At 71.4% G+C, this 21,401-nt stretch carries 16 protein-coding genes and 1 pseudogene; 8 read left to right on the top strand and 9 right to left on the bottom strand.

The genetic code is table 11. The annotated features are described in order from the left end of the window. Positions 1–422 precede the first annotated feature (422 nt). The 3 genes from AOK23_RS24640 to AOK23_RS24630 form a co-directional block, all read left to right on the top strand. Positions 423–1,477 (top strand): sugar ABC transporter substrate-binding protein (locus AOK23_RS24640; protein ID WP_055714832.1); only part of this gene is annotated, 1,055 nt, incomplete at its 5' end. A gap of 317 nt (positions 1,478–1,794) precedes the next feature. Beyond that, a complete protein-coding gene (locus tag AOK23_RS24635; protein WP_055714831.1) occupies positions 1,795–3,468 on the top strand; it encodes a hypothetical protein in 1,674 nt (557 codons plus the stop codon). A gap of 70 nt (positions 3,469–3,538) precedes the next feature. Then, positions 3,539–4,024 (top strand): hypothetical protein, encoded by a 486-nt coding sequence (locus AOK23_RS24630; RefSeq protein WP_055714830.1) that lies wholly within the window; start codon positions 3,539–3,541, stop codon positions 4,022–4,024. 35 nt (positions 4,025–4,059) lie between these two features. Here AOK23_RS24630 and AOK23_RS24625 read toward each other — a convergent pair whose 3' ends face one another. The 3 genes from AOK23_RS24625 to AOK23_RS24615 are packed head-to-tail and all read right to left on the bottom strand — an operon-like array spanning position 4,060 to position 7,405. Continuing rightward, positions 4,060–4,926, bottom strand: a complete 867-nt coding sequence (locus tag AOK23_RS24625; RefSeq protein WP_055714833.1) for a transglutaminase family protein — start codon at positions 4,924–4,926, stop codon at positions 4,060–4,062. 5 nt (positions 4,927–4,931) lie between these two features. Then, positions 4,932–5,867 carry an alpha-E domain-containing protein gene (locus tag AOK23_RS24620; RefSeq protein WP_055714829.1) on the bottom strand — a complete coding sequence of 312 codons (936 nt, stop codon included), beginning with the start codon at positions 5,865–5,867 and terminating at the stop codon, positions 4,932–4,934. Next, complete coding sequence (locus AOK23_RS24615) at positions 5,864–7,405, bottom strand: circularly permuted type 2 ATP-grasp protein (RefSeq protein WP_055714828.1); 1,542 nt, start codon at positions 7,403–7,405, stop codon at positions 5,864–5,866. Before AOK23_RS24615 ends, AOK23_RS24620 begins: the two co-directional genes overlap by 4 nt. A 414-nt stretch (positions 7,406–7,819) precedes the next feature. On the opposite strand from AOK23_RS24615, the gene AOK23_RS24610 reads away from it, so the two are divergent. Beyond that, the gene (locus tag AOK23_RS24610) at positions 7,820–8,965 is read left to right on the top strand and encodes a helix-turn-helix transcriptional regulator (RefSeq protein ID WP_079049672.1); all 1,146 of its coding nucleotides are present in this window, start codon (positions 7,820–7,822) and stop codon (positions 8,963–8,965) included. 84 nt (positions 8,966–9,049) lie between these two features. Here the strand turns inward: AOK23_RS24610 and AOK23_RS24605 are convergent, their stop codons facing one another. Continuing rightward, positions 9,050–10,069, bottom strand: a complete 1,020-nt coding sequence (locus AOK23_RS24605) for a helix-turn-helix domain-containing protein (RefSeq protein WP_079049671.1) — start codon at positions 10,067–10,069, stop codon at positions 9,050–9,052. 309 nt (positions 10,070–10,378) lie between these two features. Between AOK23_RS24605 and AOK23_RS24595 the strand changes: the two genes are divergently transcribed. Then, entirely contained in the window at positions 10,379–10,714 is a 336-nt protein-coding gene (locus tag AOK23_RS24595; protein WP_055714826.1) for a Rieske (2Fe-2S) protein, read from the top strand. A gap of 150 nt (positions 10,715–10,864) precedes the next feature. Here the strand turns inward: AOK23_RS24595 and AOK23_RS24590 are convergent, their stop codons facing one another. Then, positions 10,865–11,278 carry a pyridoxamine 5'-phosphate oxidase family protein gene (locus tag AOK23_RS24590; protein WP_055714825.1) on the bottom strand — a complete coding sequence of 138 codons (414 nt, stop codon included), beginning with the start codon at positions 11,276–11,278 and terminating at the stop codon, positions 10,865–10,867. Positions 11,279–11,395: 117 nt separating this feature from the next. Between AOK23_RS24590 and clpB the strand changes: the two genes are divergently transcribed. Next, positions 11,396–14,017, top strand: coding sequence for an ATP-dependent chaperone ClpB (clpB, locus tag AOK23_RS24585; RefSeq protein ID WP_055714824.1), 2,622 nt, complete (start codon positions 11,396–11,398; stop codon positions 14,015–14,017). A 117-nt stretch (positions 14,018–14,134) separates the two neighbouring features. Beyond that, a complete protein-coding gene (locus tag AOK23_RS24580) occupies positions 14,135–14,665 on the top strand; it encodes a YbjN domain-containing protein (RefSeq protein ID WP_055515370.1) in 531 nt (176 codons plus the stop codon). Between the two features lie 14 nt (positions 14,666–14,679). On the opposite strand, the gene AOK23_RS51695 is transcribed toward AOK23_RS24580, so the two are convergent. Both AOK23_RS51695 and AOK23_RS24570 read right to left on the bottom strand, forming a co-directional pair. Continuing rightward, positions 14,680–14,940, bottom strand: coding sequence for a hypothetical protein (locus AOK23_RS51695; protein ID WP_338056513.1), 261 nt, complete (start codon positions 14,938–14,940; stop codon positions 14,680–14,682). Positions 14,941–15,157: 217 nt separating this feature from the next. Further along, positions 15,158–15,352: pseudogene (locus AOK23_RS24570) on the bottom strand (aminotransferase); the annotation flags it as partial. A 150-nt stretch (positions 15,353–15,502) separates the two neighbouring features. On the opposite strand from AOK23_RS24570, the gene AOK23_RS24565 reads away from it, so the two are divergent. Beyond that, on the top strand, positions 15,503–19,159 hold the full coding sequence (locus tag AOK23_RS24565) for a BTAD domain-containing putative transcriptional regulator (RefSeq protein WP_079049669.1): 3,657 nt from the start codon (positions 15,503–15,505) through the stop codon (positions 19,157–19,159). 288 nt (positions 19,160–19,447) lie between these two features. Here AOK23_RS24565 and AOK23_RS24560 read toward each other — a convergent pair whose 3' ends face one another. Then, positions 19,448–20,029, bottom strand: a complete 582-nt coding sequence (locus AOK23_RS24560; protein ID WP_157878138.1) for a hypothetical protein — start codon at positions 20,027–20,029, stop codon at positions 19,448–19,450. A gap of 218 nt (positions 20,030–20,247) precedes the next feature. After that, the coding region (locus tag AOK23_RS24555) for a pyridoxal phosphate-dependent aminotransferase (protein WP_055714820.1) at positions 20,248–21,401 on the bottom strand (1,154 nt) is incomplete at its 5' end.

The following is a 21,401-nucleotide window of genomic DNA, read 5'->3' as shown; positions in this document are numbered from 1 at the left end:
CCCGGCGGTCCGCGGCCGCGCCGCCCCCGTGAGTCCGGTCACCCTCTCTGACCTGCCCACTCCTCGGACCTCTGCCCCGGCGGTCGCCCTCGCGGACCCCTGCGATGCGTCAACGGGCACCGCATCGGCCGCCGTTCGGTCCGTGCCGTTTCCGGCACGGCCCCCGGCCCCGCGGGCCGTGAAGGGCGCGCGGCGACAGCGCGAGCCCCTTGCTTTACCCTCTTCACACCGAGACCACACAACGCTGTTGTCATCTCGTTAAGTGATTACTCCTTGACGCTGCGGTGATCAGCGCGTTGGCTTTCAGCCACCTGGGTCTCAGTGCCGACCCACGCCCGGAAGGCCCTTGATGTGAACGCCCGTAAGACCAGCACGACCGGCACCAGCCGTATACGTCGTACCGCCCTGCACCGCACCGCCNNTCTCCCTCGCCGCCTGCGGGGTCGTGGACGTCGGCAGCAGCGCGGAGGCGAGCCCCACGAAGGGCGACGACATCACGGTGGGCGTTCTCTTCCCTGACAAGGAGACCAAGCGCTACGAGCAGTTCGACCTCCCGATCATGAAGAAGAAGATCGGCGAACTGACCGACAACAAGGCGACGGTCCAGTACGCCAACGCGGACAAGGACCCGGAGACCCAGATCGAGCAGCTCGAGCGGATGGTGACCGACAAGGTCGACATCATCGTGGTCGACGCCGTGGACTCCAAGAGCATCGCGAGCGCCGTCGAGACCGCCGACAAGGCCGGCATCCCGGTCATCGCCTACGACCGGCTCGCCCAGGGCCCGATCGACGGCTACGTCTCCTTCGACAACGAGCTGGTCGGCCAGGTGCAGGGCCGCTCCCTGGTGGAGAAGCTGGGCGACAGCGCCGCCAACAAGATCGTCATGATGAACGGGTCGACCACCGACCCCAATGCCGCCATGTTCAAGGAGGGTGCCCTCTCCGAACTCGGCGACAAGGTGACGATCTCCGAGACGTACGACACCAAGGACTGGGACCCGGTCGTCGCGAAGGCGAACATGGAGGAGGCCGTCGCCAAGCTCGGCGCCGGCAACATCAACGCCGTCTACGCCGCCAACGACGGCATCGCGGGTGCCGTCATCGACGTCCTGAAGACCTCCGGCGTCTCCAAGGTGCCGCCGGTCACCGGGCAGGACGCCGACCTGGACGCGGTGCAGCGGATCGTGGCGGGCGACCAGTACATGACCGTGTACAAGTCGTTCCCGCTGGAGGCGAACGCCGCCGCCGAGATGGCCGTCGCCAAGGTCCAGGGCCGCTCCATCGAGTTCGACGCCCTCGCCAAGGACAGCGTCGACTCCCCGACCACCAAGAAGATCCCCGCCCAACTGGTCCCGCCGGTCGCGCTGACCAAGAAGAACATCGCGGACACGGTCATCGCCGACGGCATCTACACCGTCAAGCAGATCTGCACGGCCGAGTACAAGGCCGACTGTGACGCGCTCAAGCTGAACTAGCACCGAGCGGCCACGACAACGACGTCAGCGACGCGAACGCGGCGTCAGCGACGACAACGACGTCAGCGGCGGCGAGCGGCCGGCCACGGCCCTCGCTGCCGCAGCCCGCCGGTCCTCGCAGCCCGCCGGTCCTCGCAGCCCGCCGGTCCTCGCCGCCCGCCGGTCCTCGCCGCCCGCCGGTCCTCGCCGCCCGCCGGTCCCCTCACCGCCCCCCGGTCGCCGTCCTGCGTAGATCCTGTGCAGTCCCCGCGCCAAGATCACGCCATGGTCTAGGGTTTCGGCCTGTCATGTCGTGATCACGGGGGACGACTGTCGGGATGCTTCACACCAACGGGGACCCGGCGGAGCGCTGCGCGCGCACCGCCGCCGGGGGACCAATACACTCAGCGGGCCCCAAGGCCCCCGCCAGGGGCGCGGGGAACGGCGCGACACACCACGACGCTCCCGCAGTCGCGCGGCGGTGCACAGCGGCAGCCCGGCGGGCGCCCTTCTCCACCGCGTCCCTCGCCCCACCCCTCACACTGGCGCTCTCCCTCGCCCTTCTGACCGCCTGCACGGCGGTCGACGGCGGTGAACCGGACGGCGGCGGCAAGAAGCCCACACCCAGCGACCGCCCCACCGCGACCGCCACCGCCCCCGCCTACGACGGCCCCCGTCTCCCCGGCTTCGCCGCGAAGCCCGCGTGGAGCCTGGCCGCCGGCCACGTGGCGCCCGGTGTGCTGGACCTGGGCGGCACCCTGCTGTTCGCCAAGGACGCGAGCGGCGCCTACCTCAAGGACTTCGACGACGCCAAGGCGTTCCTGGAGCCCGACACCTGGGGCGACAGCGGCTACCGGGAGGCGGCCCCGCAGGGCCCCAACCGGGTCCTGCACCTGTCGGAGGCGCCCCAGTCGCTGACGCTGGAGTTCCGGGACACGAGGACCGGGAAGCTGCGCGGCTCCCTGAAGGCGGCCACCGACTCGGTGACGCTCACCGGTTGGCGCGACGGCGCCCCCGCGGTCGCCGTCGGCACGTCCCGGACCGCCGGGTCGGACGGGCTGTCGGCCGAGAAGACCACCTCGACGGTCACCGTCTACGACGGTCGGGGGCGGAAGCTGGGCGCGACCCCGGCGAAGCGGCGCCCCGAGACGGGCCTGTACTACGCCGCGGCCCTCAGCGAGGGGTACCGTGTCGACCCCGCCGGCGCGACCGTACGGCTCACCCCGGTCGGCGGCGGCACCGCCCGCACGGTCACCTGCACCGAGGAGGGCGCCGACTGCGCGTACGACCCGAGGACGGGGCTGATCGGCGCCGCCCGCGCCACCGCGCCGCCCGTCCTCGGCGGCCACTACGCCGGCTTCGAGAACGCGAACGTCGGCGGCACCGACATGGTCCGTATCACCCTGAGCGACCTCGCCACCGGCAAGAAGGTCTGGAGCAGCGCCGACGCCGAGATACCGCCCGGCGTGGAGCTCTACGACAACGGTGACCCGGACCTGGAGCCCATGCCGGACTCCGAGACGCTCTCCCTGCTCCGCGTCACCGACGGCCGGGTCCTCGTCGCCTGGCAGGCGTCCCAGAGCGACGCCGACACCTGGATCCACGCCTGGTACGACCTCAAGTCCGGTGACCTGACCGACTCGTACGAGGCCACGCGGTCCGTGCTCCTCGCCCCGTCCGGCGATCTCGCCGCCGAGGACGCCGTACCCGGCGGCACGTTCACCGGGACGACGGTGTGGCGGCTGCCCGACGGCAAGCGGCTGTGGACGCAGGAGGAGGGGGCGGGCGAGACCCCGCTGGACCCCGTCCGGTTCACCCGGGACGGCTCCGTCCTCTACGGGTACACGACCGCCGAGGACGGCACGGAGCACGGTCTGGCAGTCGACCCCCGCACCCGCGAGGTCCTCGCCGAGGACCTCCCCGTCGACCACGTCCCCGCCGTCGACGAGGCCACGGGCTACGGCCACCTCTCCACCACCGACGGCTTCCACGCCTTCGCACCGGCCGGCTGACACGGCTGCCCGGCCCCCTGACACCCCCCAGCTCAGCCCACCTACCTGAGGAATTCCCTTGCGTACCCGAATGTCTGCCTCCGCCTGCGCCCTCCTGCTCGCCCTCACCGTCACCGCCTGCGGCGACGACGGGGTCGAGCTGCCGATGGCCGGTGACACGGAGGCGGTCGCCACCTACGTCAACAAGAACGTCGGCTGCCAGGACACCGACTACTACACGTCGTCCGACCTGGCCGAGATCCGTGCCGAGTTCAGCGACGCCATCGACGGCGGCGGCGACTGCGACGTCGACGACGACACCGACATCGACTTCCTGCACGTCACCGACATGACCGAGTTCCAGAAGGACCTGGCCGCGTCCGACGAGTCCGACGACAACGGCCTCATGATCGGGATGAACTTCGTCCTCGACGTCGACCGCGACGAACACGCCCGGACCCTGCTCGACGCCGGTCTCCTCTACATCGACTGCGAGCCGGGCCTGGAGATCCCCGACACGTACACCCGCGTCGAGGCGGAGGCGGGCTGCGTGCTGACGAACTACGAGCGCGAGTGACGAACGGGAGTGACGAGAGCGGGTGACCGTCCCGCTCACGCCACCCGTGTGAACTCGATCGTCACCTCCGGCGGGCCCCCGGGCACCCCCCGGTAGATGCCCTTGTGCGGGGTGACGTCGTCGTAGTCCCGGCCGCGCCCGACGACGACATGGGACTCGTCGGCGCGGACCCGGTTCGTGGGGTCGTAGCCGGCCCAGTCGCCCGCCCAGTACTCGATCCAGGCGTGGCTCTGCCCCGCGACGGGCCGGTGCAGCTCCGCCTCGCGCTCGGGGTGGAGATAGCCGGAGACATAGCGGGCGGGCAGGCCGAGGCCGCGCAGCATGCCCAGGGTGAGATGGGCGATGTCCTGGCAGACACCGGCCCGCTGGTCCCATGCCTCGGCCGCGCTGGTGTGCACACCGGTGGCGCCCGGCACGTACGCCACGTGGTCGGCGACCATCGCGGACACGGCGACCGCCGTCTCGTGCACGTCCAGCCCGGCGGCCGCCTCCCGCGCCCGCTCCACCAGCTCCGCCGGGAGCGTGGTGCGGCGGGTCGCGGACAGGTACTCCAGCAGCCGGGAGTCGGCGGTCACCCGGTGCACCTCCGCCCAGGCCGGCGCGTCCGTGAGCGGCTCCGGCGGCGCCGTCTCCACCAGGCTGGACGCGGTGATCGTCAGGTCGCCGTGCGGGTCCATCAGGTCGAAGCCGGTGACCTGGGTGCCCCAGTAGTCCCAGTACGACCAGGTCGGCGTCGACGGGTTGACCAGCACCCGCGCGTCCAGGGTGGTCTGGCCCGGCAGGGTCAGCGGCGTCATCCGCACCTCGTTGTGCGACGACGACGCGGGCTGGGCGTACGGGACACGGGTGGTGTGCCGGATGCGCAGGCGCCGGGTGGGGTGCGTCGCGGGGGGTGGGGTCATCGTGCTCACGCGCCTTCCTGGGCCCACTCGACGGGCCCCTGGTACGGGAAGAACTTCTCGGCCACCGCCTCCGCCGAGGCCATGCAGGCCCGCTGCAGGTCCCGCAGCAGCGTCGGCAGCCCGGCCTCCAGGGACGCGGAGTCCAGGTACTCGAGATGGGTGCGCAGCGCGCCGATCGGGCGGCGGGCCGGGTCCTGGCGTGGGCGGCCGAGCGCGGCGAGGCACTCCTCGGCCGTGGTCAGCGCGTGCAGCGCCGAGCGCGGGAAGTCCCGGTCCAGGAGCAGGAACTCGGCGACCTTGGGGCTGTCGCCGAAGCCGCCGTGCACGCGCGCGTACGCCTCGTCGGCGCCGCTCGCGCTCAGCAGGGTCGGCCAGTCGGGCGCGTGCGCGGCGTCCAGGACCCGTACCGACAGCAGCCGCACGGTCATGTCGACCCGCTCCAGGCTGCGGCCGAGGACCACGAACCGCCAGCTGTCGTCGCGGCTCATCGTGGAGTCGGCGAGCCCGAAGAACAGGGCCGCGCGCCTGCGGACCAGCTCCAGATAGGCGTACGGGCCGCCGGTGCGGCGGGCGGCCGTGCGCTGGTCGGCGAGGGCGTGCCAGGTGGAGTTGAGGCACTCCCACATCTCGGAGGAGACCGCCTCGCGGGCACTGCGGGCGTTCAGCCGGGCGGCGCCGAGCGCCCCTTCGATGCTGCCGGTGGAGTGCGCGTCGAAGGCCAGCCGGTCCAGGACCTGCCGCATGTCGCAGTGCTGGTCCGGCGCGTCGACGCCGAGGATCGCGTACAGCGAGCGGCAGGCGGCGTCCTCGTCGCGCCAGGGGTCCTCCAGGAGGCGGTGGAGGTAGGCGTCGAGGATGCGGCCGGTGGCGTCGGCGCGCTCCACGTAGCGGCCCGTCCAGGTCAGGGCCTCGGCTATCCGGGAGAGGATCACGTCGTTCACTGCTGCTGCGCCCCTTCCTGCACGACCGTGCGGGTGCCGTCGGGTCCGAGCTGGCGCGGTGCCTTCTCCAGCGGGCCGCTCTCCTCCTCGTGCCGCTGTTCGGCGGGGCCCTCGGCGAGCACCCAGGTGTCCTTGGAACCGCCGCCCTGGCTGGAGTTGACGATGAGGTTGCCCTCCTGGAGGGCGACCCGGGTCAGACCGCCGGGCAGTACCCAGACCTCGTGTCCGTCGTTCACGGCGAAGGGGCGCAGGTCGATGTGGCGGGGCGCCATGCGTTCGCCGGCGAGGGTGGGGGAGGTGGACAGGGCGACGGGCCGCTGCGCGATCCAGCCGCGCGGATCGGCGAGGACGGCCGCGCGGGTGCGGTCCAGCGTCTCCCGGTCGGCCTTGGGTCCGATGACGATGCCCTGTCCGCCGGCCCCGTCGACCGGTTTGACGACGAGCTGGTCGATCTGGTCGAGCACGGCCTCCAACTGCCCCGGCTCGTCCGGCCGGAACGACTCCACGTTGGGCAGCACCGGTTCCTCACCGAGGTAGTACCGGATCAGGTCGGGCACATACGTGTAGAGCAGCTTGTCGTCCGCGATGCCGTTGCCGACGGCGTTGGCGAGCGTCACGTTGCCCGCCATCGCGGCGCCCATGACGCCGGGGCAGCCGATCACCGAGTCGGGCCGGAAGTGGAGCGGGTCGAGGAAGTCGTCGTCGAGCCGCCGGTATACGACATGGACGGGCATCTCGCCGCGCGTGGTCCGCATCCACACCCGATTCCCCCGGCACACCAGGTCGTGCCCCTCGACCAGCTGCACGCCCATCAGCCGGGCCAGCAGCGCGTGTTCGAAGTAGGCGGCGTTGTTGGGGCCGGGCGTGAGCACCACGACCCGAGGGTCCCCGATGCCGCCGGGCGCGGCGGCCCGCAGCGCGGCGAGCAGCTTCTGCGCGTAGCCGTCGACGGGCAGCACGTGCTGTTCGGCGAAGAGGGACGGGAAGACCCGGGTCATCGCCCGCCGGTTCTCGATGACGTACGACACCCCGGACGGCACCCGGACGTTGTCCTCCAGCACCCGGAAGGCGCCCGCCTCGTCGCGGACGAGGTCGATGCCGGCGACATGGATGCGGACCCCGCCGGGCGGCTCCACGCCGTGTGCGGACCGGTGGAAGTGGGGGGAGTTGAGGAGCAGCCGCCAGGGCACGACCCCGTCCTCGAACGCCCGGCACGGCCCGTAGGCGTCGGCGAGGTACGCCTCCAACGCCCGGACACGCTGGGCGACCCCGCGCTGGATGAGGTCCCACTCCAGGGCGTCCAGGATCCTCGGGACGAGATCGAGCGGCCAGGGTCTCTCCTCGCCCGCGAAGGCGTAGGTGACGCCCCGGTCCGTGAACGCCCGGGCCATCTGGTCCGCCCTGAACCTCAGTTCGGCCGGTTCGATGGGCTGGAGAGCGGCCAGCACCGGCTCATAGGCGGCCCTGACCTCACCCGGCCGCTCGAACATCTCGTCCCACGCGTCGGCCAACGCGTACGCGTCAAATATGTCCGCCATGGCCCGACGGTAAGTGCGCTCCGTAACAAGCTGATCACGGTCTTGTTTCCGCCATCTTGCGGGAACGATCGCGACCAGCGGAAACGGAGGGTTTGAAGTACGTCCGCGCGGGGGAGTCGCTCCGCGCGAACCACCCGCGACCGACCCGCGTGCCCCGGCTCGTGGCACCGGCACGTGCGGCCGTCGGACGGACCGCACCCCCGCCCCCGTCCCGTCCCGGTCTTCACGGACCCTCCATGCGACCTCCAGGCATCGTTTCTTCAGCTTGTTGCAGGGCGTAATACCTGAGGGGTGGACAAGATGTAACAGAGAGGGGCCCTTTGGGGCAGGGGGACGGTGTCGTCGTGTTGCGGAGGCGGTGCGGGCCGCGCATAGTTGCGCTGCGAACAGGCTGGAGCCGGGGGTGAGTTGGTCATGGCCGGGCATGCGACGGACGGGCACCCCCACGGTGCCGACCGGCTCTGCGAGGCCGGGGACCGGGTGTACGCGAGAGCCGTACGGCGGGGTCGTCTCCCGCGCGAGGACGCGGAGACCGTGCCCTGTCTGGTCGAACTGGCCCTGCTGCACCCCGACCCCGACGACATGGGCTGGCTGGTGCCCACCTCCCCGCAGGAGGTCATGACCCGGCTGCTGCGCGGCGTCCACGCCGAGGTCAGCGCCAGCCAGGCCCGGGTGGGCGCGGCCGTCGAGGCCGTCGAGTGGTACGCGGGCCTCAGCGCCGTACGGCCGGGCCAGCCGGCGGAGGGTGCGGCGATCCGCGTCCTCGACGGGCTGTCCCGGATCCGGGCGGCGATCGACGAGGCCACCGACCGCTGCACCACCGAGGTGATGACCGTGCAGCCGGGCGGCATCCGGCGGGAGGACGAGCTGCGTGAGGGGCTGCACCGGGCGCTCGCCATGTGCCGGCGGGGCGTACGGATGCGGGACCTGTACACGCATGTGGCCCGGCACGGGCAGGGCCTGCACAACTACATGGAGATGATGGGCGAGGCGGCGGAGGCCCGCACCCTCGACGAGGTCGTGGAACGCCTCATCGTCTTCGACCGCACCGTGGCCTTCATCCCCGCCAACGCCGACCGCACCATGGCCCTGGAGATCCGCCACCCCGCGCTGGTGGAGTACCTGGTCACCGTCTTCGAACGGCTCTGGCGCCTCGGCATCCCGCTGGCCGCCCCGCTGCCGTCCTCCGGCATCGCGGGCATCACCCACCGGGAGCGGTCCATCGCCGCGCTTCTCGCGGAGGGCCACCAGGACGCGGTCGTCGCCGAACGCCTCGGCATAAGCGTCCGCACCTGCCGCGCCCACATCGCCCGCCTCTCCGAGACCCTGGGCGCCGCCAGCCGCACCCAACTCGGCGTCCGCATCGCGCAGGTGGGGCTGGACGGCCCGCAACGGCCGGGTACGGAGACCGGCGACGACCTGTTGTCCCTGCCCGCCCCGTCCGCCGCGCCGGGGGCCCTTCTGACGGATCGCCGCGGCGTCGCGACGCCCGGCACGCTCCCCCAAGCTCTTCGAGCAGGGGGTACCCCCACTCGCCGCACCGGGCGGAAGCCCTCGTAGCTCCGCTACGAGGGCTTCCGCCCGGCACACGAGAGCACGCACCGAACGCCGCTCCTTCTGCCACGGAGATCCATCAGAAGGGCCCTAGGGCAGCGGCTGTTCCTGCTCCAGAATCCCCGACTGCGCGATGAGATACCCGAGCTGCGCCCGGCTGCCGCTGCCTAGCGCCGTGGCCAGCTTGGCGATGTGTGCGCGGCAGGTCCGCACGTTCATCCCGAGCCGCCGGGCGATGGCCTCGTCGACGTGGCCCTCGATGAGGAGTTTGGCGATGGAGTGCTGGATCTCGCTGATCCCGTCGGGAGCGGTCTCGTAGGGGGCGCCGGCGGTGAGGGGGACGGCCCGGCCCCACATGAACTCGAAGACCTTGACGAGGTAGCGCACGAGTCCCGGGTGCCTGAGCTCCAGGGCGACCTGCTGGTCGTCGCGGGTGGGGATGAAGGCGACTGTGTCGTCGCAGATGATGAGCCGCTCCACCAGTTCGTCGATGGTGCGGTACTCCACCTTGCCGTTGGACAGTTGGGCCACGTAGGCCAGCTTCTCGGGGTTGTAGCGGGCCGTGTGCTGGTACAGCGTGCGGATGCGCACACCACGTTCGATCAACGGCCTGTCCCGCTCCAGGCCCTGGAGGAGGTTGCGCTCGGAGATGCGGTTGCTCGGCTGGACCGTGAGCACCTCGGTCCGGCACTCGGCTGTCGCCAGATTCAGCGCCGCCTGGATGCGTTCGCCGCCCTCCAGCACGGTGATGGCGTGCGTGGGCGTCGTCGCCTGGGCGGTGAGAGTCATGAACGGTTCGAAGACATCGGCGAGTTCGATCGACCGCCGCCGCTGCTCGGCGATCTCCCGTTCGATCGGGTTGAGCCGCTGGGCCAGGGCGACCGAAGGGGGAACCGGGCGGAGCCAGTTCGCGTCATCGGGATCGGGGTGGAGGAGGGCGAACTCCATGAGGCAGGGGGCGGGTTCCACGTCCTCACGGGCGAGGCGTCCGGTCCGCAGCGCGTGCGCATAGAGACGAGCTCCGTCGTCGCACAGATCAGCCACCGTATGGGGATGTACCGCCTTGGCCCGATTTTTACTCAAATCTCCACCCCCCAGGGTCCTGAACATGCAGGAACATGATGCATCGATTATGTGGCCATGACGTGCCCGAATGAGCCATCGTCGTATGCGACGGGGGAAGAGGGGACCTTCAAGTGAGGACGAAGCCGACTATGCGTAAGAGAATGCTTCGCTCGGTGCTTGTCGCCGCCTTCTCCACCGTTATCGCCTTCGGAGCGCTGGGTGGCCTCTCCGAGACGAAGCGTGACACTCGCGCGGACACCAGTTGGCCGGCGGTGGCGGAGTCGACGACGCTGGCGCGAGCCTTGGACACCAGTTGGCCGGTGCCTCCGGCCGGTGGCGGTGCGAGGGCCTGACATGACGACTCCACCCGACGACCGATCCTTCCGCCGAGAAATGGCTACCGCCTACCGATCCGGTTGGCACTTCATCGACCTGGCCACCGCCATCCCCCACAGCGGTGACTCGTTGATGGTGACCGTGTTCGGTGAGCCGGTGGTGGTGACCCGGGACGAGGACGAGGACATCCGGGCGTACCGATGTCTGCGGCGACCGCGCGGCGCGCCGCAGCCCGTACGGTGTGCCGTCCGATACGGGATGATCTTCGTCAATCTCGACCAGCGCGACCACCAGCTCACCGAACCGGAGCCCCAGACCTCCACAGCCGTATCAGCCACCCCCCGCAGTGCCTGAAGCGATTCCCCCGTCGTTTCAAATCGCTCAGGCGCTTCCCCCCAGCAGCGGCGTCACCGTGACCTGAACACGGTGACGCCGCTGCAGGTTTCCGGGGATATTTCGGGATCCCCACCGCTATCGCCCGTGGGCCGTCGTGGCTGAAAATGATCAGCCCCGTCCGAGCGCCGCCGTCAGCTCGATCTCGATGACGACCCGGTCCGGGTTCGGCCCGGGCATCCTGCCGTACCGCTCCGCGTACCGCCGCACCGCGTCCGCGATCCGCTCCGGCTCCGTGGACACCCGCGCGCGCCCCTCCAGCGTGGCCCAGCGCCCGCCGTCCACCTGGCACACCGCGACCGTGGCCCCGTCCGGGCCCGCCGCCAGGACGTGCCGCACCTTCCTGCTCGACTTGTTGGTGATCACCCGAGCCAGACCCGCCTCCGGGTCGTATGTCACCCCGACGGGCACCACATGGGGGGTGCCGTCCGGCCGGAGGGTCGTCAGGGTGCACAGGTGCCGCTCCCGCCAGAAGGCGAGGTACGTCTCGTCGGGGGCACCCGGGTCCACGGAGTAGGAGGCCATGAACCGCAACCTATCGGTTCGCCTCCCACCCACCGCCTTGAGTGGAATAGACTCAACTTTGTGTACGTTGCTCAAGTCAGCGTGGATGAGGGCTGACACAAGGAGGAGAACGCGAACGTGGACGCCGAGCTGACCAACAGGAGCCGGGACGCGATCAACGCGGCCAGCAACCGGGCCGTGTCCGAGGGGCACCCCGACTTCACCCCCGCCCACCTGCTGCTGGCTCTGCTCCAGGGCCAGGACAACGAGAACATCACCGACCTGCTCGCCGCCGTCGACGCGGACCAGGCGGCCGTCCGCGCCGGCGCGGAGAAGGCCCTCGCGGGCCTGCCCAGCGTGACCGGGTCCACCGTGTCGCCGCCCCAGCCCAACCGCGAGCTGCTCGCCGTGGTCGCCGACGCCCAGTCCCGGGCCAAGGACCTGGGCGACGAGTACGTCTCCACCGAGCACCTCCTGATCGGGATCGCCGCGAAGGGCGGCCAGGCCGGGGACGTACTCTCCCGACAGGGTGCGAACGCCGAGAAGCTTCTGGAGGCGTTCCAGAAGGCCAGGGGAGGACGCCGGGTGACCACAGCCGATCCGGAGGGGCAGTACAAGGCCCTGGAGAAGTTCGGTACGGACTTCACCGCCGCCGCGCGGGAGGGCAAGCTCGACCCCGTCATCGGCCGGGACCAGGAGATCCGCCGGGTCGTCCAGGTCCTGTCCCGCCGCACCAAGAACAACCCGGTCCTCATCGGTGAGCCCGGCGTCGGCAAGACCGCCGTCGTCGAGGGCCTCGCCCAGCGGATCGTCAAGGGCGACGTGCCCGAGTCGCTGAAGGACAAGCGGCTCGTCGCGCTCGACCTCGGCGCGATGGTCGCCGGGGCGAAGTACCGCGGTGAGTTCGAGGAGCGCCTGAAGACGGTCCTCGCCGAGATCAAGGACTCCGACGGGCAGATCATCACCTTCATCGACGAGCTGCACACCGTCGTCGGCGCGGGCGCCGGCGGCGACTCCGCGATGGACGCCGGCAACATGCTGAAGCCGATGCTGGCCCGCGGCGAGCTGCGCATGGTCGGCGCCACCACCCTCGACGAGTACCGCGAGCGCATCGAGAAGGACCCGGCGCTGGAGCGCCGCTTCCAGCAGGTCCTCGTCTCCGAGCCCACCGTCGAGGACACCATCGCGATCCTGCGCGGACTCAAGGGCCGCTACGAGGCCCACCACAAGGTCCAGATCGCCGACGCGGCCCTGGTCGCCGCCGCCACCCTCTCCGACCGGTACATCACCTCCCGCTTCCTGCCCGACAAGGCCATCGACCTCGTCGACGAGTCCGCCTCGCGCCTGCGCATGGAGATCGACTCCTCGCCCGTCGAGATCGACGAGCTCCAGCGCGCCGTCGACCGGTTGAAGATGGAGGAGCTGGCCCTCGACAAGGAGACCGACGCCGCCTCCCGCGAGCGCCTCGAACGGCTCCGCCGCGACCTCGCCGACAAGGAGGAGGAGCTGCGCGGCCTGAACGCCCGCTGGGAGAAGGAGAAGCAGTCCCTCAACCGCGTCGGCGAGCTGAAGGAGAAGCTCGACGACCTGCGCGGCCAGGCGGAGCGGGCCCAGCGCGACGGCGACTTCGACACCGCCTCCAAGCTCCTCTACGGCGAGATCCCCACCCTGGAGAAGGCCCTGGAGGCCGCCTCCGAGGCGGAGGAGGCGTTGACATCTTCCGCCTCCGGCGGGGGCGCCAAGGACACCATGGTCAAGGACGAGGTCGGCGCCGACGACATCGCCGACGTCGTCGCCTCCTGGACCGGCATCCCCGCCGGGCGCCTCCTGGAGGGCGAGACCCAGAAGCTGCTCCGTATGGAGGACGAGCTGGGCCGCCGCCTCATCGGCCAGACCGAGGCCGTCCGCGCCGTGTCCGACGCGGTACGGCGCTCCCGCGCGGGCATCGCCGACCCGGACCGCCCGACCGGCTCGTTCCTCTTCCTCGGCCCGACCGGCGTCGGCAAGACCGAGCTGGCGAAGGCTCTCGCCGACTTCCTCTTCGACGACGAGCGGGCCATGGTCCGCATCGACATGTCGGAGTACAGCGAGAAGCACAGCGTGGCCCGCCTGGTCGGCGCCCCGCCCGGCTACATCGGCTACGAGGAGGGCGGCCAGCTCACCGAGGCCGTCCGCCGCCGCCCGTACAGCGTGGTGCTGCTGGACGAGGTGGAGAAGGCCCACCCGGAGGTCTTCGACATCCTGCTCCAGGTGCTGGACGACGGCCGCCTCACCGACGGACAGGGCCGGACGGTGGACTTCCGCAACACCATCCTGATCCTCACCTCCAACCTGGGCAGCCAGTTCCTGGTGGACCCGGTCACCACCGAGACGGAGAAGAAGGAGCAGGTCCTGGAGGTGGTCCGGGCCTCCTTCAAGCCGGAGTTCCTCAACCGCCTCGACGACCTCGTGGTCTTCTCCGCCCTGAACAAGGCCGAGCTGGAGCGGATCGCGGGCCTCCAGATCGACCGCCTCGCCAAGCGGCTCGCCGAGCGCCGCCTCACCCTGGAGGTCACCCCGGCGGCCCTCGCGTGGCTCGCCGACGAGGGCAACGACCCGGCGTACGGCGCCCGCCCGCTGCGCCGTCTCGTGCAGACCGCGATCGGTGACCGTCTCGCCAAGGAGATCCTGGCCGGCGAGGTCAAGGACGGCGACACGGTCCGCGTCGACGCCTTCGGCGATGGGCTGATCGTGGGTCCGGCGACCGGAAAGACCCTGTAGTTCACGACTGCCCGATGAGGCAGGTTGCCGGGTGGGGGGCAAGGGAGAGAGGGTGGGTCGTGACGTCTGGTCTCAGCGACGACCGGACGAGCCAGACGACAGTTGGAGTGTCCAAGTATGTCCATCGACCCGTCCTCGATTCCGAACTTCGGGGGCCAGCCCGAGCCGCAGCCCGGCCCCCCGCCGGGCCCCGTGGTGCCGGATCAGGACCTCGTGAAGCAGCTCCTCGACCAGATGGAGCTCAAGTACGTCGTCGACGACGAGGGTGACCTCGCGGCGCCGTGGGAGGAGTTCCGCACCTACTTCATGTTCCGGGGCGAGGGCGACCAGCAGGTCTTCTCGGTGCGCACGTTCTACGACCGTCCGCACCAGATCACCGAGAAGCAGGCCCTGCTGGAGACCATCGACGACTGGAACCGCCGCACCCTGTGGCCCAAGGTCTACAGCCACACCCACGACGACGGCACGGTCCGTCTCATCGGTGAGGCCCAGCTCCTGATCGGCACCGGCGTCAGCCTGGAGCACTTCGTCTCCTCGACCGTCAGCTGGGTCCGCGCCGCCATCGAGTTCGACAAGTGGCTCGTCGAGCAGCTCGGCCTCGCCGAGGACATCGACGAGTCCGACAAGCCCGAGAGCGACGACGAGTAGTCCTCGGCCATCCCCTAGAGCGGTACCCGGTTCACGACCACCAGGTACGCCCCATACACGTAGGAGAGCCCGGCCAGGGCGGTGACCGCCACGGTGGCGTGCCAGGGCCGGGCTCTCGCCGTACGGGCGAGCGCGAGCGCCAGGGGGAGCAGCAGCGGGAACGCCGGCAGCAGGAAGCGCGGCTTCGACGCGAAGAAGCCGTCGCCGCCGAGCGCGATCACCAGCAGGACGCTGGTGTACACCAGCAGCGCCACCGCCGCGATCACCGTCGTCATCGCGAACACGAAGCGGTCGTGGCCCAGCAGCAGATGCCGGACGAACCGCAGGGCGCCCTGCCCGAAGTCGAAGCGCGAGCTCCACCGCCACTGGTCCCCAGCCCGGGGGAAAGTGCCGGCCCCCGCCCGCGCGTCATCTCGTACGCCGCCGCCACGACCACCGCGGCGGCCACCGCCAGCCCGTTCGGTTGGGGATGGCGACGACTCCCTCCCGCTAGGGCAGGGTCCGGCAGAAGGCGAAGCCGTCGGTCTCGCCGAGGGGGCGGATGCCGGTGGTGATGAAGTACATGCCCGCCCTCCGGAACACCTCGAAGCCGGCGTACTGGAACGGCCCCGACGCCACGTACGTCAGGTACTGCTTCGCCGCGCGCACGGCCGACACCAGCGCGGGCGCCGCCCTCACCCAGCCCACGCCGCGTTCACGCACTCATTCGCGTCTCCGACACGCCGCATCTCTTCGTGCTGTGCGCTCGCCACGCCGAGAACTCACACCATGCCTGCCTGATCGGTCCATGACATTATCCTCCGCCGCGGGGACAGGCACAGGAGGAGGCAGGCAACGATGAGTCGGCGTCCAGGGCCCGGCACACTGGGGGAACTGCTGCGCGGGTACCGGTTCGCGGCCGGGCTCGGCCAGCGGGCGCTGGCCGAGCGGGCGGGGATCAGCGTCCGGACGCTGCGTTACCTGGAGCAGGGCCAGATCCGCCGGCCGCACGCCGACTCGATCCAGCGCCTCGTGGCGGCGCTGAACCTGTCCGAGGCCGCGCGCACCCGGCTGCGGGAGGCCGGCGAAGCCGCGGCGTCCTCGCCGCGCACGGCAGGACTGCGCGTGTCGGTCCTCGGTCCTTTGGCGCTGCACCTCGACGGCAGCCCCGTCGAGGTCCCATCGGTGCTACAGCGCAGCCTGCTGGGACTGCTGGCCATGCAGCCGGGCGTGGTGGTCGGTACCGACGAGATCGTCGACGTGCTGTGGGGGGAGCAGCCGCCACGTACCTGTCGGCAGTTGGTGCAGACCTACGTCAGACACCTGCGTGATCTGATCGACCCCGACCGGCCCGGGCCCGACGCGGGGCGCGTGCTGCGGGCGACCAAAGGCGGGTACCGGGCCGATCTGTCGGCCGAAGAGTCCGATGTGGCCACCTTCGACGAGTTGCTCGGTCTGGCCCGGCGTGCCGAGACCGGTGGCGACCGTGCTGCCGCGCTGGAGGCATACGGCCGAGCGCTGCGGTGCTGGCGAGGACCGGTGCTGGCCGATGGCGGCGAGCGGATCCGGGTACATCCGACGGCGGTCGCGATCGTTGGTCGTCAGATCACGGCGGCCGTGGCCCGGGCGGACCTGGCGCTCGCGCTCGGCAGCGCGGAGGAAGTGGTCGCCGACCTGCGTGAGCTCAGTGCGCGCGAGCCGTTGCACGAAGAGCTCGCCGGCCGGCTGATGCTGGCCCTGGCCTCGTGCGGGCAGCAGGCGGCAGCGCTCGACGTCTTCACGCGGATCAGCAGCCGGCTCGACGGCGACTTGGGTCTTCAGCCCTCCGCGGCACTGCGCGCCGCGCATCTGCGGGTACTCCGCGCAGACTTACCCCCGAAGCCACCCGCCTTACCTGCCTTACCCGCGCCGGTATCACCTCACGCTGCCGACAGGCCGGTCCCGGCGCAGCTTCCCGGGCTGACGCTCGGCTTCACCGGCCGGGCAGAGCAGTTACGGCAGCTGGACTCCCTGCTTCCCGCCCCGGCGACGGGGGACGGCCCTCACCAGACGGGGACGGTGCTCGCGGCGATCACCGGTACCGGTGGCGTGGGCAAGACCGCCCTGGCGGTGCACTGGGCGCATGGGGTACGCGATCGCTTCCCGGACGGCGAGCTGTTCGTGGACCTGCGAGGTCACTCGGCACAGGCTCCGGTGCGTCCGGTCGAGGCGCTGGCCCGGTTCCTGCTGGCGCTGGGCGTGGCAGCGGAGCGGATTCCCGGGACGCCCGAGGCCGCCGCCGACCTGTACCGCACACTGTCCGCCGGGCGGCGGATGCTTGTCGTGCTGGACAACGCCGTGGACCCGGAGCAGGTCCGGCCGTTGCTGCCCGGCGGGCTCGGCTGCGTGGTGCTGGTCACCAGCCGTGACCGGCTGGCCGGGTTGACAGCCCGTGACGGGGCCCGCCGTATCGGGGTGGACGTGCTCGCTCCCGAGGAGTCCCGGCTGCTGCTACGCCGTATGCTCGGCGAGAGCCGGGTCGACGCGGACCCGCAGGCCGCGGCGGACCTCGCTCACGCCTGCGGCCACCTTCCGCTGGCCCTGCGGATCTCGGCCGCCAACGTCGACCACACCCCCTGGCGTACCCTGCGCGACCAGGCCGACGAACTCCGCGAGGGCGACCGGCTGACCGCCCTGTCCGTCACCGGCGACCAGACCACCGCCGTACGGACTGCCTTCAGTCTCTCCTACCACGCCCTTGATGCCCCGGTTCGACGAATGTTCCGCTTGCTGGCCCTGCTGCCCGGCCCGGAAACCGGCCTGCGGGCCGCCGCCGTCGTCACCGGCACCACCATCGAGGACGCCGCCCGGCTGGTGGAGCGGCTCACCGCCGCCCACCTGCTCCGCGAGCACCGGCCCGGACGCTACCGCTTCCACGACCTCGTCGCACTGTACGCCGCCGAACGGCTTCGCCTGGAGGAGACCGACACCTCCCGCCGAGCTGCCTCCGACGCCCTCTACGACTGGCTGCTGGCCGCAGTGGATCGCTGCGCGTCACTGCTCTACCCCGGGATGAAACAGCGCCTGCCCGGGGACGAAGACGCTGCCCGGAGCGATGCGGCGCCGCCGGAGATCACCGACGCCGCGGCGGCGATGCGCTGGCTGGACGCCGAACTGCCCAACCTGGCGGCGGCCGTTCACCAGGCCGCCGCCGAGGGCCATCAGGCGGCCTGGCTGCTCGCCAACGCCCTGCGCGGCTACGCCTGGATCCGCAAGCACACGGTGGACTGGACGGCCCTCGGCCAGGCCGCTCTGGCCGCTGCCCGTGCCGCCGGAGAGCCTTTCGCCGAGGCCGCCATGCACCATCTACTCGGCCACGCGCACGTGCGGCAGAGCCGCGTCGACACCGCGATCACCCATTTCGAGCAGTTGCTCGCCCTCGCCGAGGCCGCCGACTGGCGGGAGGGCGCCGCCATCGCGCACACCAACCTCAGCATGGTCAGCCGGCTCAGCGGCCGGCTGCGGCGCAGCGCGGAGCACCTGGAGCGGGCCATGGAACTCGACCGGCAGGGCGGCCTGTCGGACGGGCACCCCGTCGTCCTCGGCAACCTTGCCCACGTCCTGCGTGACCTGGGCCGCCTGTCCGAGTCACTCGACTGCCTCGTTCGGGCGGAGCGCCTTCCGGCGGCCCTGGACAACCAGCACAACCAGATACGCAGGCAGGCGGACCTCGGCCGTACCCGGCACCTGCTCGGCGACACGGTGAAGGCGGCGCGCCACCTTCAGGCGGCCCTGGCGATGGCCAGGGAGTGCGGCGACCTGGGAGGCGAGGCGTACGCGCTGCGGCTGACGGCCTCCGCCAGCAGGGACGCGGGCGACCTCGTCCGAGCCCTGGAACTGGCACGGACCGCCGCCGCCCTCAGCGACCAGGACGTCGACGACTATTTCCGGGCCGCCGCCCGCCTCACCCTCGGCAGTGTGCTGGTCGCCCTCGGCCGCCACGGCGAAGCCTCCGACGCATGGCGGGAGGCGCTGAAGCTGGCCCGTGAGCGCGGCGCGCATGATCTGGAGGCGCGCTCACTGATCGGGCTGGCGTCCGGTCGGCGTCCCCTGGACCGCGAACAGGCGGCCACGGCGCTGGGCATCGCCCGCCGCACGGAGTACGTCCTGGTGCAAGGCGAGGCACTGACCGTCCTGGCCCGCGGCGGCCTGGAACACGGCGAACCCGCCGTCGCAGCCGACTACGCCCACCAGGCCCTGGCCATGCACCGCCGCTCCGGCCACCGCAAGGGCCAGGCCCAGGCGCTGGACCTTCTCGGTCAGGCCGTCGACGCGATGGGCGAAGAGGACCCTGCGCCGTACTGGCGAGAGGCCCTGGACATCTTCGACACGCTCGGCGACAGCCGCGCCGCAGCGACACGACAGCGGCTCGTCATCGCGGAAAGGGGCGTGTACCGCCCGCACCGGGACGCCCTGGACACGTCTGCCGATTCGGCGGCACCCGGGCCGGGCACCTCGCCCGCACCGGCGCCATGACCCTGTGCCGCCCGGACCACGCTGTGAGTCGATGTGCTCAGGCGGAGTCGCGCACGCGGGACGGCGGCGAGCAGGTCCTGCCGCCGAAGGGTGCCGGGCCGAGGCGGCAGCGGGCACTGCCGCCTCGGACGAGAGCGGGGAGCCCCGGCACGCCAGAGCCCCGGCCCGACCCTCTGGGCGGAGGGCCGGGCCGGGGCTGGTTGCAGTGGTCGGACGCCCTTGCCGCAGGACGACGTACCGGACGACGTGTGGCGGCCGAACGCGTCCCGGTCGTGGACCTGGTTGAGGTCAGCTCGCTTCGATCTTGCTCCAGGTCAGTTCACGCTGGTCGCCGTGGCGCCAGCCGCGGGTGCGGACCCTGTCGGTGCGGGGCTTGTGGCGCTCGTCGAGATAGGGGGACCTCGCGTCGACGTTCTGCCCGCTGTCCAGGAAGGACTGCAGCGCCGCGGCCTGCCAGTCGCCACCCTCCCAGCCTCCCCAGGACCAGGATTCGGCGTTCCCGCCGCTGCTCCCCGCGGGCTCCATCACCACAGGGCTCTCGTTGCCACCGTGGTAGGCCATCACCTCGTCCTTGCCCAGGTTGTACAGCGTGAAGTGCCCGTCGGGGCCGAACTGCTTCCAGTGGCAGTAGTCGTTGCCCTTGGCGGCGTTCAAGGACATCATCCAGACCCCATTGTTGTCGGCCGAGGCGCACAGCACGGCGTCCTTGAACCTGCCGTTCTGCAGCATCACCGCCCCGCGGACGGAGGCGGCGGCCGAGGCCGACGTCGCAGGCACAGCGGTGATGCAGAGCGCGGCGATGCCGGCCGCTGCGGCGAGGCGGGCCCCGAGGCGGCCTCGGCTCTGAGAAACGCGAGTTGACGAAGACATGTGAAGAAACTCCCTACCTGTTGTCCAGGGCTGAGGACCCGGACAGGCTTCCCTGCCCGGTGTGTGTCCGTCCCTGCGCTAGCTCCGGAGTGGACATGTCAAAGGTAGGGATGGGGTGTGTGTACCGCGCCGCACGCGCGACGCAGGGGAAAGCCCCTGCTGGCGGTGGGGATGCGGCAAGAACCGGCAAAACGTGGGGCGGCGGTGAGCGGGCGGGGTCAGTGCGCGAATGCCTTGCGGAGCCGTTCCGCCGCGTCGGCCAGGACCTCCGTGCGCTTGCAGAAGGCGAAGCGGACGTAGGGTGCGCCCGTCTCCTTGTGGTCGTAGAAGACCGCGTTCGGGATGGCGACGACCCCCGCCCGTTCCGGCAGCGCGCGGCAGAAGGCGAAGCCGTCGCCCTCCTTGGACAGGGTCGCGCCGAGGGGGCGGATGTCGGTGGTGATGAAGTACGTGCCCGCCGTCCGGTACACCTCGAATCCGGCGTCCGCGAGCCCCGTCGCCAGCAGGTCGCGCTTGGCCCGCATGTCCGCGCGGAACGCCTCGAAGTAGCTGTCGGGCAGCGCGAGGGCCTCGGCGACGGCGTACTGGAACGGCCCGGACGCCACATACGTCAGGTACTGCTTCGCCGCGCGCACGGCCGACACCAGCGCGGGCGCCGCCGTCACCCAGCCCACCTTCCACCCGGTGAACGAGAACGTCTTGCCGGCCGACCCGATGGTCACCGTGCGGTCCCGCATCCCCGGGAAGGACGCCAGCGGCAGATGCTCGGCGTCGTCGAAGACGAGGTGCTCGTACACCTCGTCCGTCACCACCAGCAGATCCCGCTCGACGGCCAGCTCCGCGATCGCCGTCAGCTCCGCACGGGTGAGGACCGTGCCGGTCGGGTTGTGCGGGGTGTTGATCAGCAGCAGCCGGGTCCGGTCGGTGACGGCGGCCCGCAGCTCGTCGAGGTCCAGCCGGAAACGCCCCTCGTGCGGCCGCAGCGTCACGGGGACCCGCCGCCCACCCGCCATCGCGATACAGGCCGCGTACGAGTCGTAGTACGGCTCCAGGGCGACCACCTCGTCCCCCGGCTCCAGCAGCCCCAGCAGGGCCGCCGCGATCGCCTCCGTGGCGCCGGCCGTGACCAGCACCTCCGTGTCCGGATCGAACGTCAGCCCGTATCGCCGCAGCTGGTGCGCGGTGACCGCGGCGCGCAGCTCCGGAACGCCGGGACCCGGCGGGTACTGGTTGCCGCGCCCGTCCCGCAGCGCCCGTACGGCGGCCTCGCGGATCTCCTCGGGGCCGTCCGTGTCGGGGAAACCCTGTCCCAGGTTGATCGAGCCCGTCCGCAGGGCGAGCGCGGACATCTCCGCGAAGATCGTCGTCCCGA

Source organism: Streptomyces torulosus, from assembly GCF_001419765.1.
GTDB classification, from domain to species: Bacteria; Actinomycetota; Actinomycetes; order Streptomycetales; family Streptomycetaceae; genus Streptomyces; species Streptomyces torulosus.
This window is presented reverse-complemented; position numbering and strand designations above follow the sequence as displayed.

Bases quoted from the DNA above. Each gene is read 5' to 3' on its own strand.
- AOK23_RS24635 (WP_055714831.1), top strand. From the start codon at position 1,795: ATGCTTCACACCAACGGGGACCCGGCGGAGCGCTGCGCGCGCACCGCC.
- AOK23_RS24630 (WP_055714830.1), top strand. From the start codon at position 3,539: ATGTCTGCCTCCGCCTGCGCCCTCCTGCTCGCCCTCACCGTCACCGCC.
- AOK23_RS24625 (WP_055714833.1), bottom strand. From the start codon at position 4,926: ATGACCCCACCCCCCGCGACGCACCCCACCCGGCGCCTGCGCATCCGG.
- AOK23_RS24615 (WP_055714828.1), bottom strand. From the start codon at position 7,405: ATGGCGGACATATTTGACGCGTACGCGTTGGCCGACGCGTGGGACGAG.
- AOK23_RS24610 (WP_079049672.1), top strand. From the start codon at position 7,820: ATGGCCGGGCATGCGACGGACGGGCACCCCCACGGTGCCGACCGGCTC.
- AOK23_RS24605 (WP_079049671.1), bottom strand. From the start codon at position 10,069: ATGTTCAGGACCCTGGGGGGTGGAGATTTGAGTAAAAATCGGGCCAAG.
- AOK23_RS24595 (WP_055714826.1), top strand. From the start codon at position 10,379: ATGACGACTCCACCCGACGACCGATCCTTCCGCCGAGAAATGGCTACC.
- AOK23_RS24590 (WP_055714825.1), bottom strand. From the start codon at position 11,278: ATGGCCTCCTACTCCGTGGACCCGGGTGCCCCCGACGAGACGTACCTC.
- AOK23_RS24580 (WP_055515370.1), top strand. From the start codon at position 14,135: ATGTCCATCGACCCGTCCTCGATTCCGAACTTCGGGGGCCAGCCCGAG.
- AOK23_RS51695 (WP_338056513.1), bottom strand. From the start codon at position 14,940: ATGACGACGGTGATCGCGGCGGTGGCGCTGCTGGTGTACACCAGCGTC.
- AOK23_RS24565 (WP_079049669.1), top strand. From the start codon at position 15,503: ATGAGTCGGCGTCCAGGGCCCGGCACACTGGGGGAACTGCTGCGCGGG.
- AOK23_RS24560 (WP_157878138.1), bottom strand. From the start codon at position 20,029: ATGTCTTCGTCAACTCGCGTTTCTCAGAGCCGAGGCCGCCTCGGGGCC.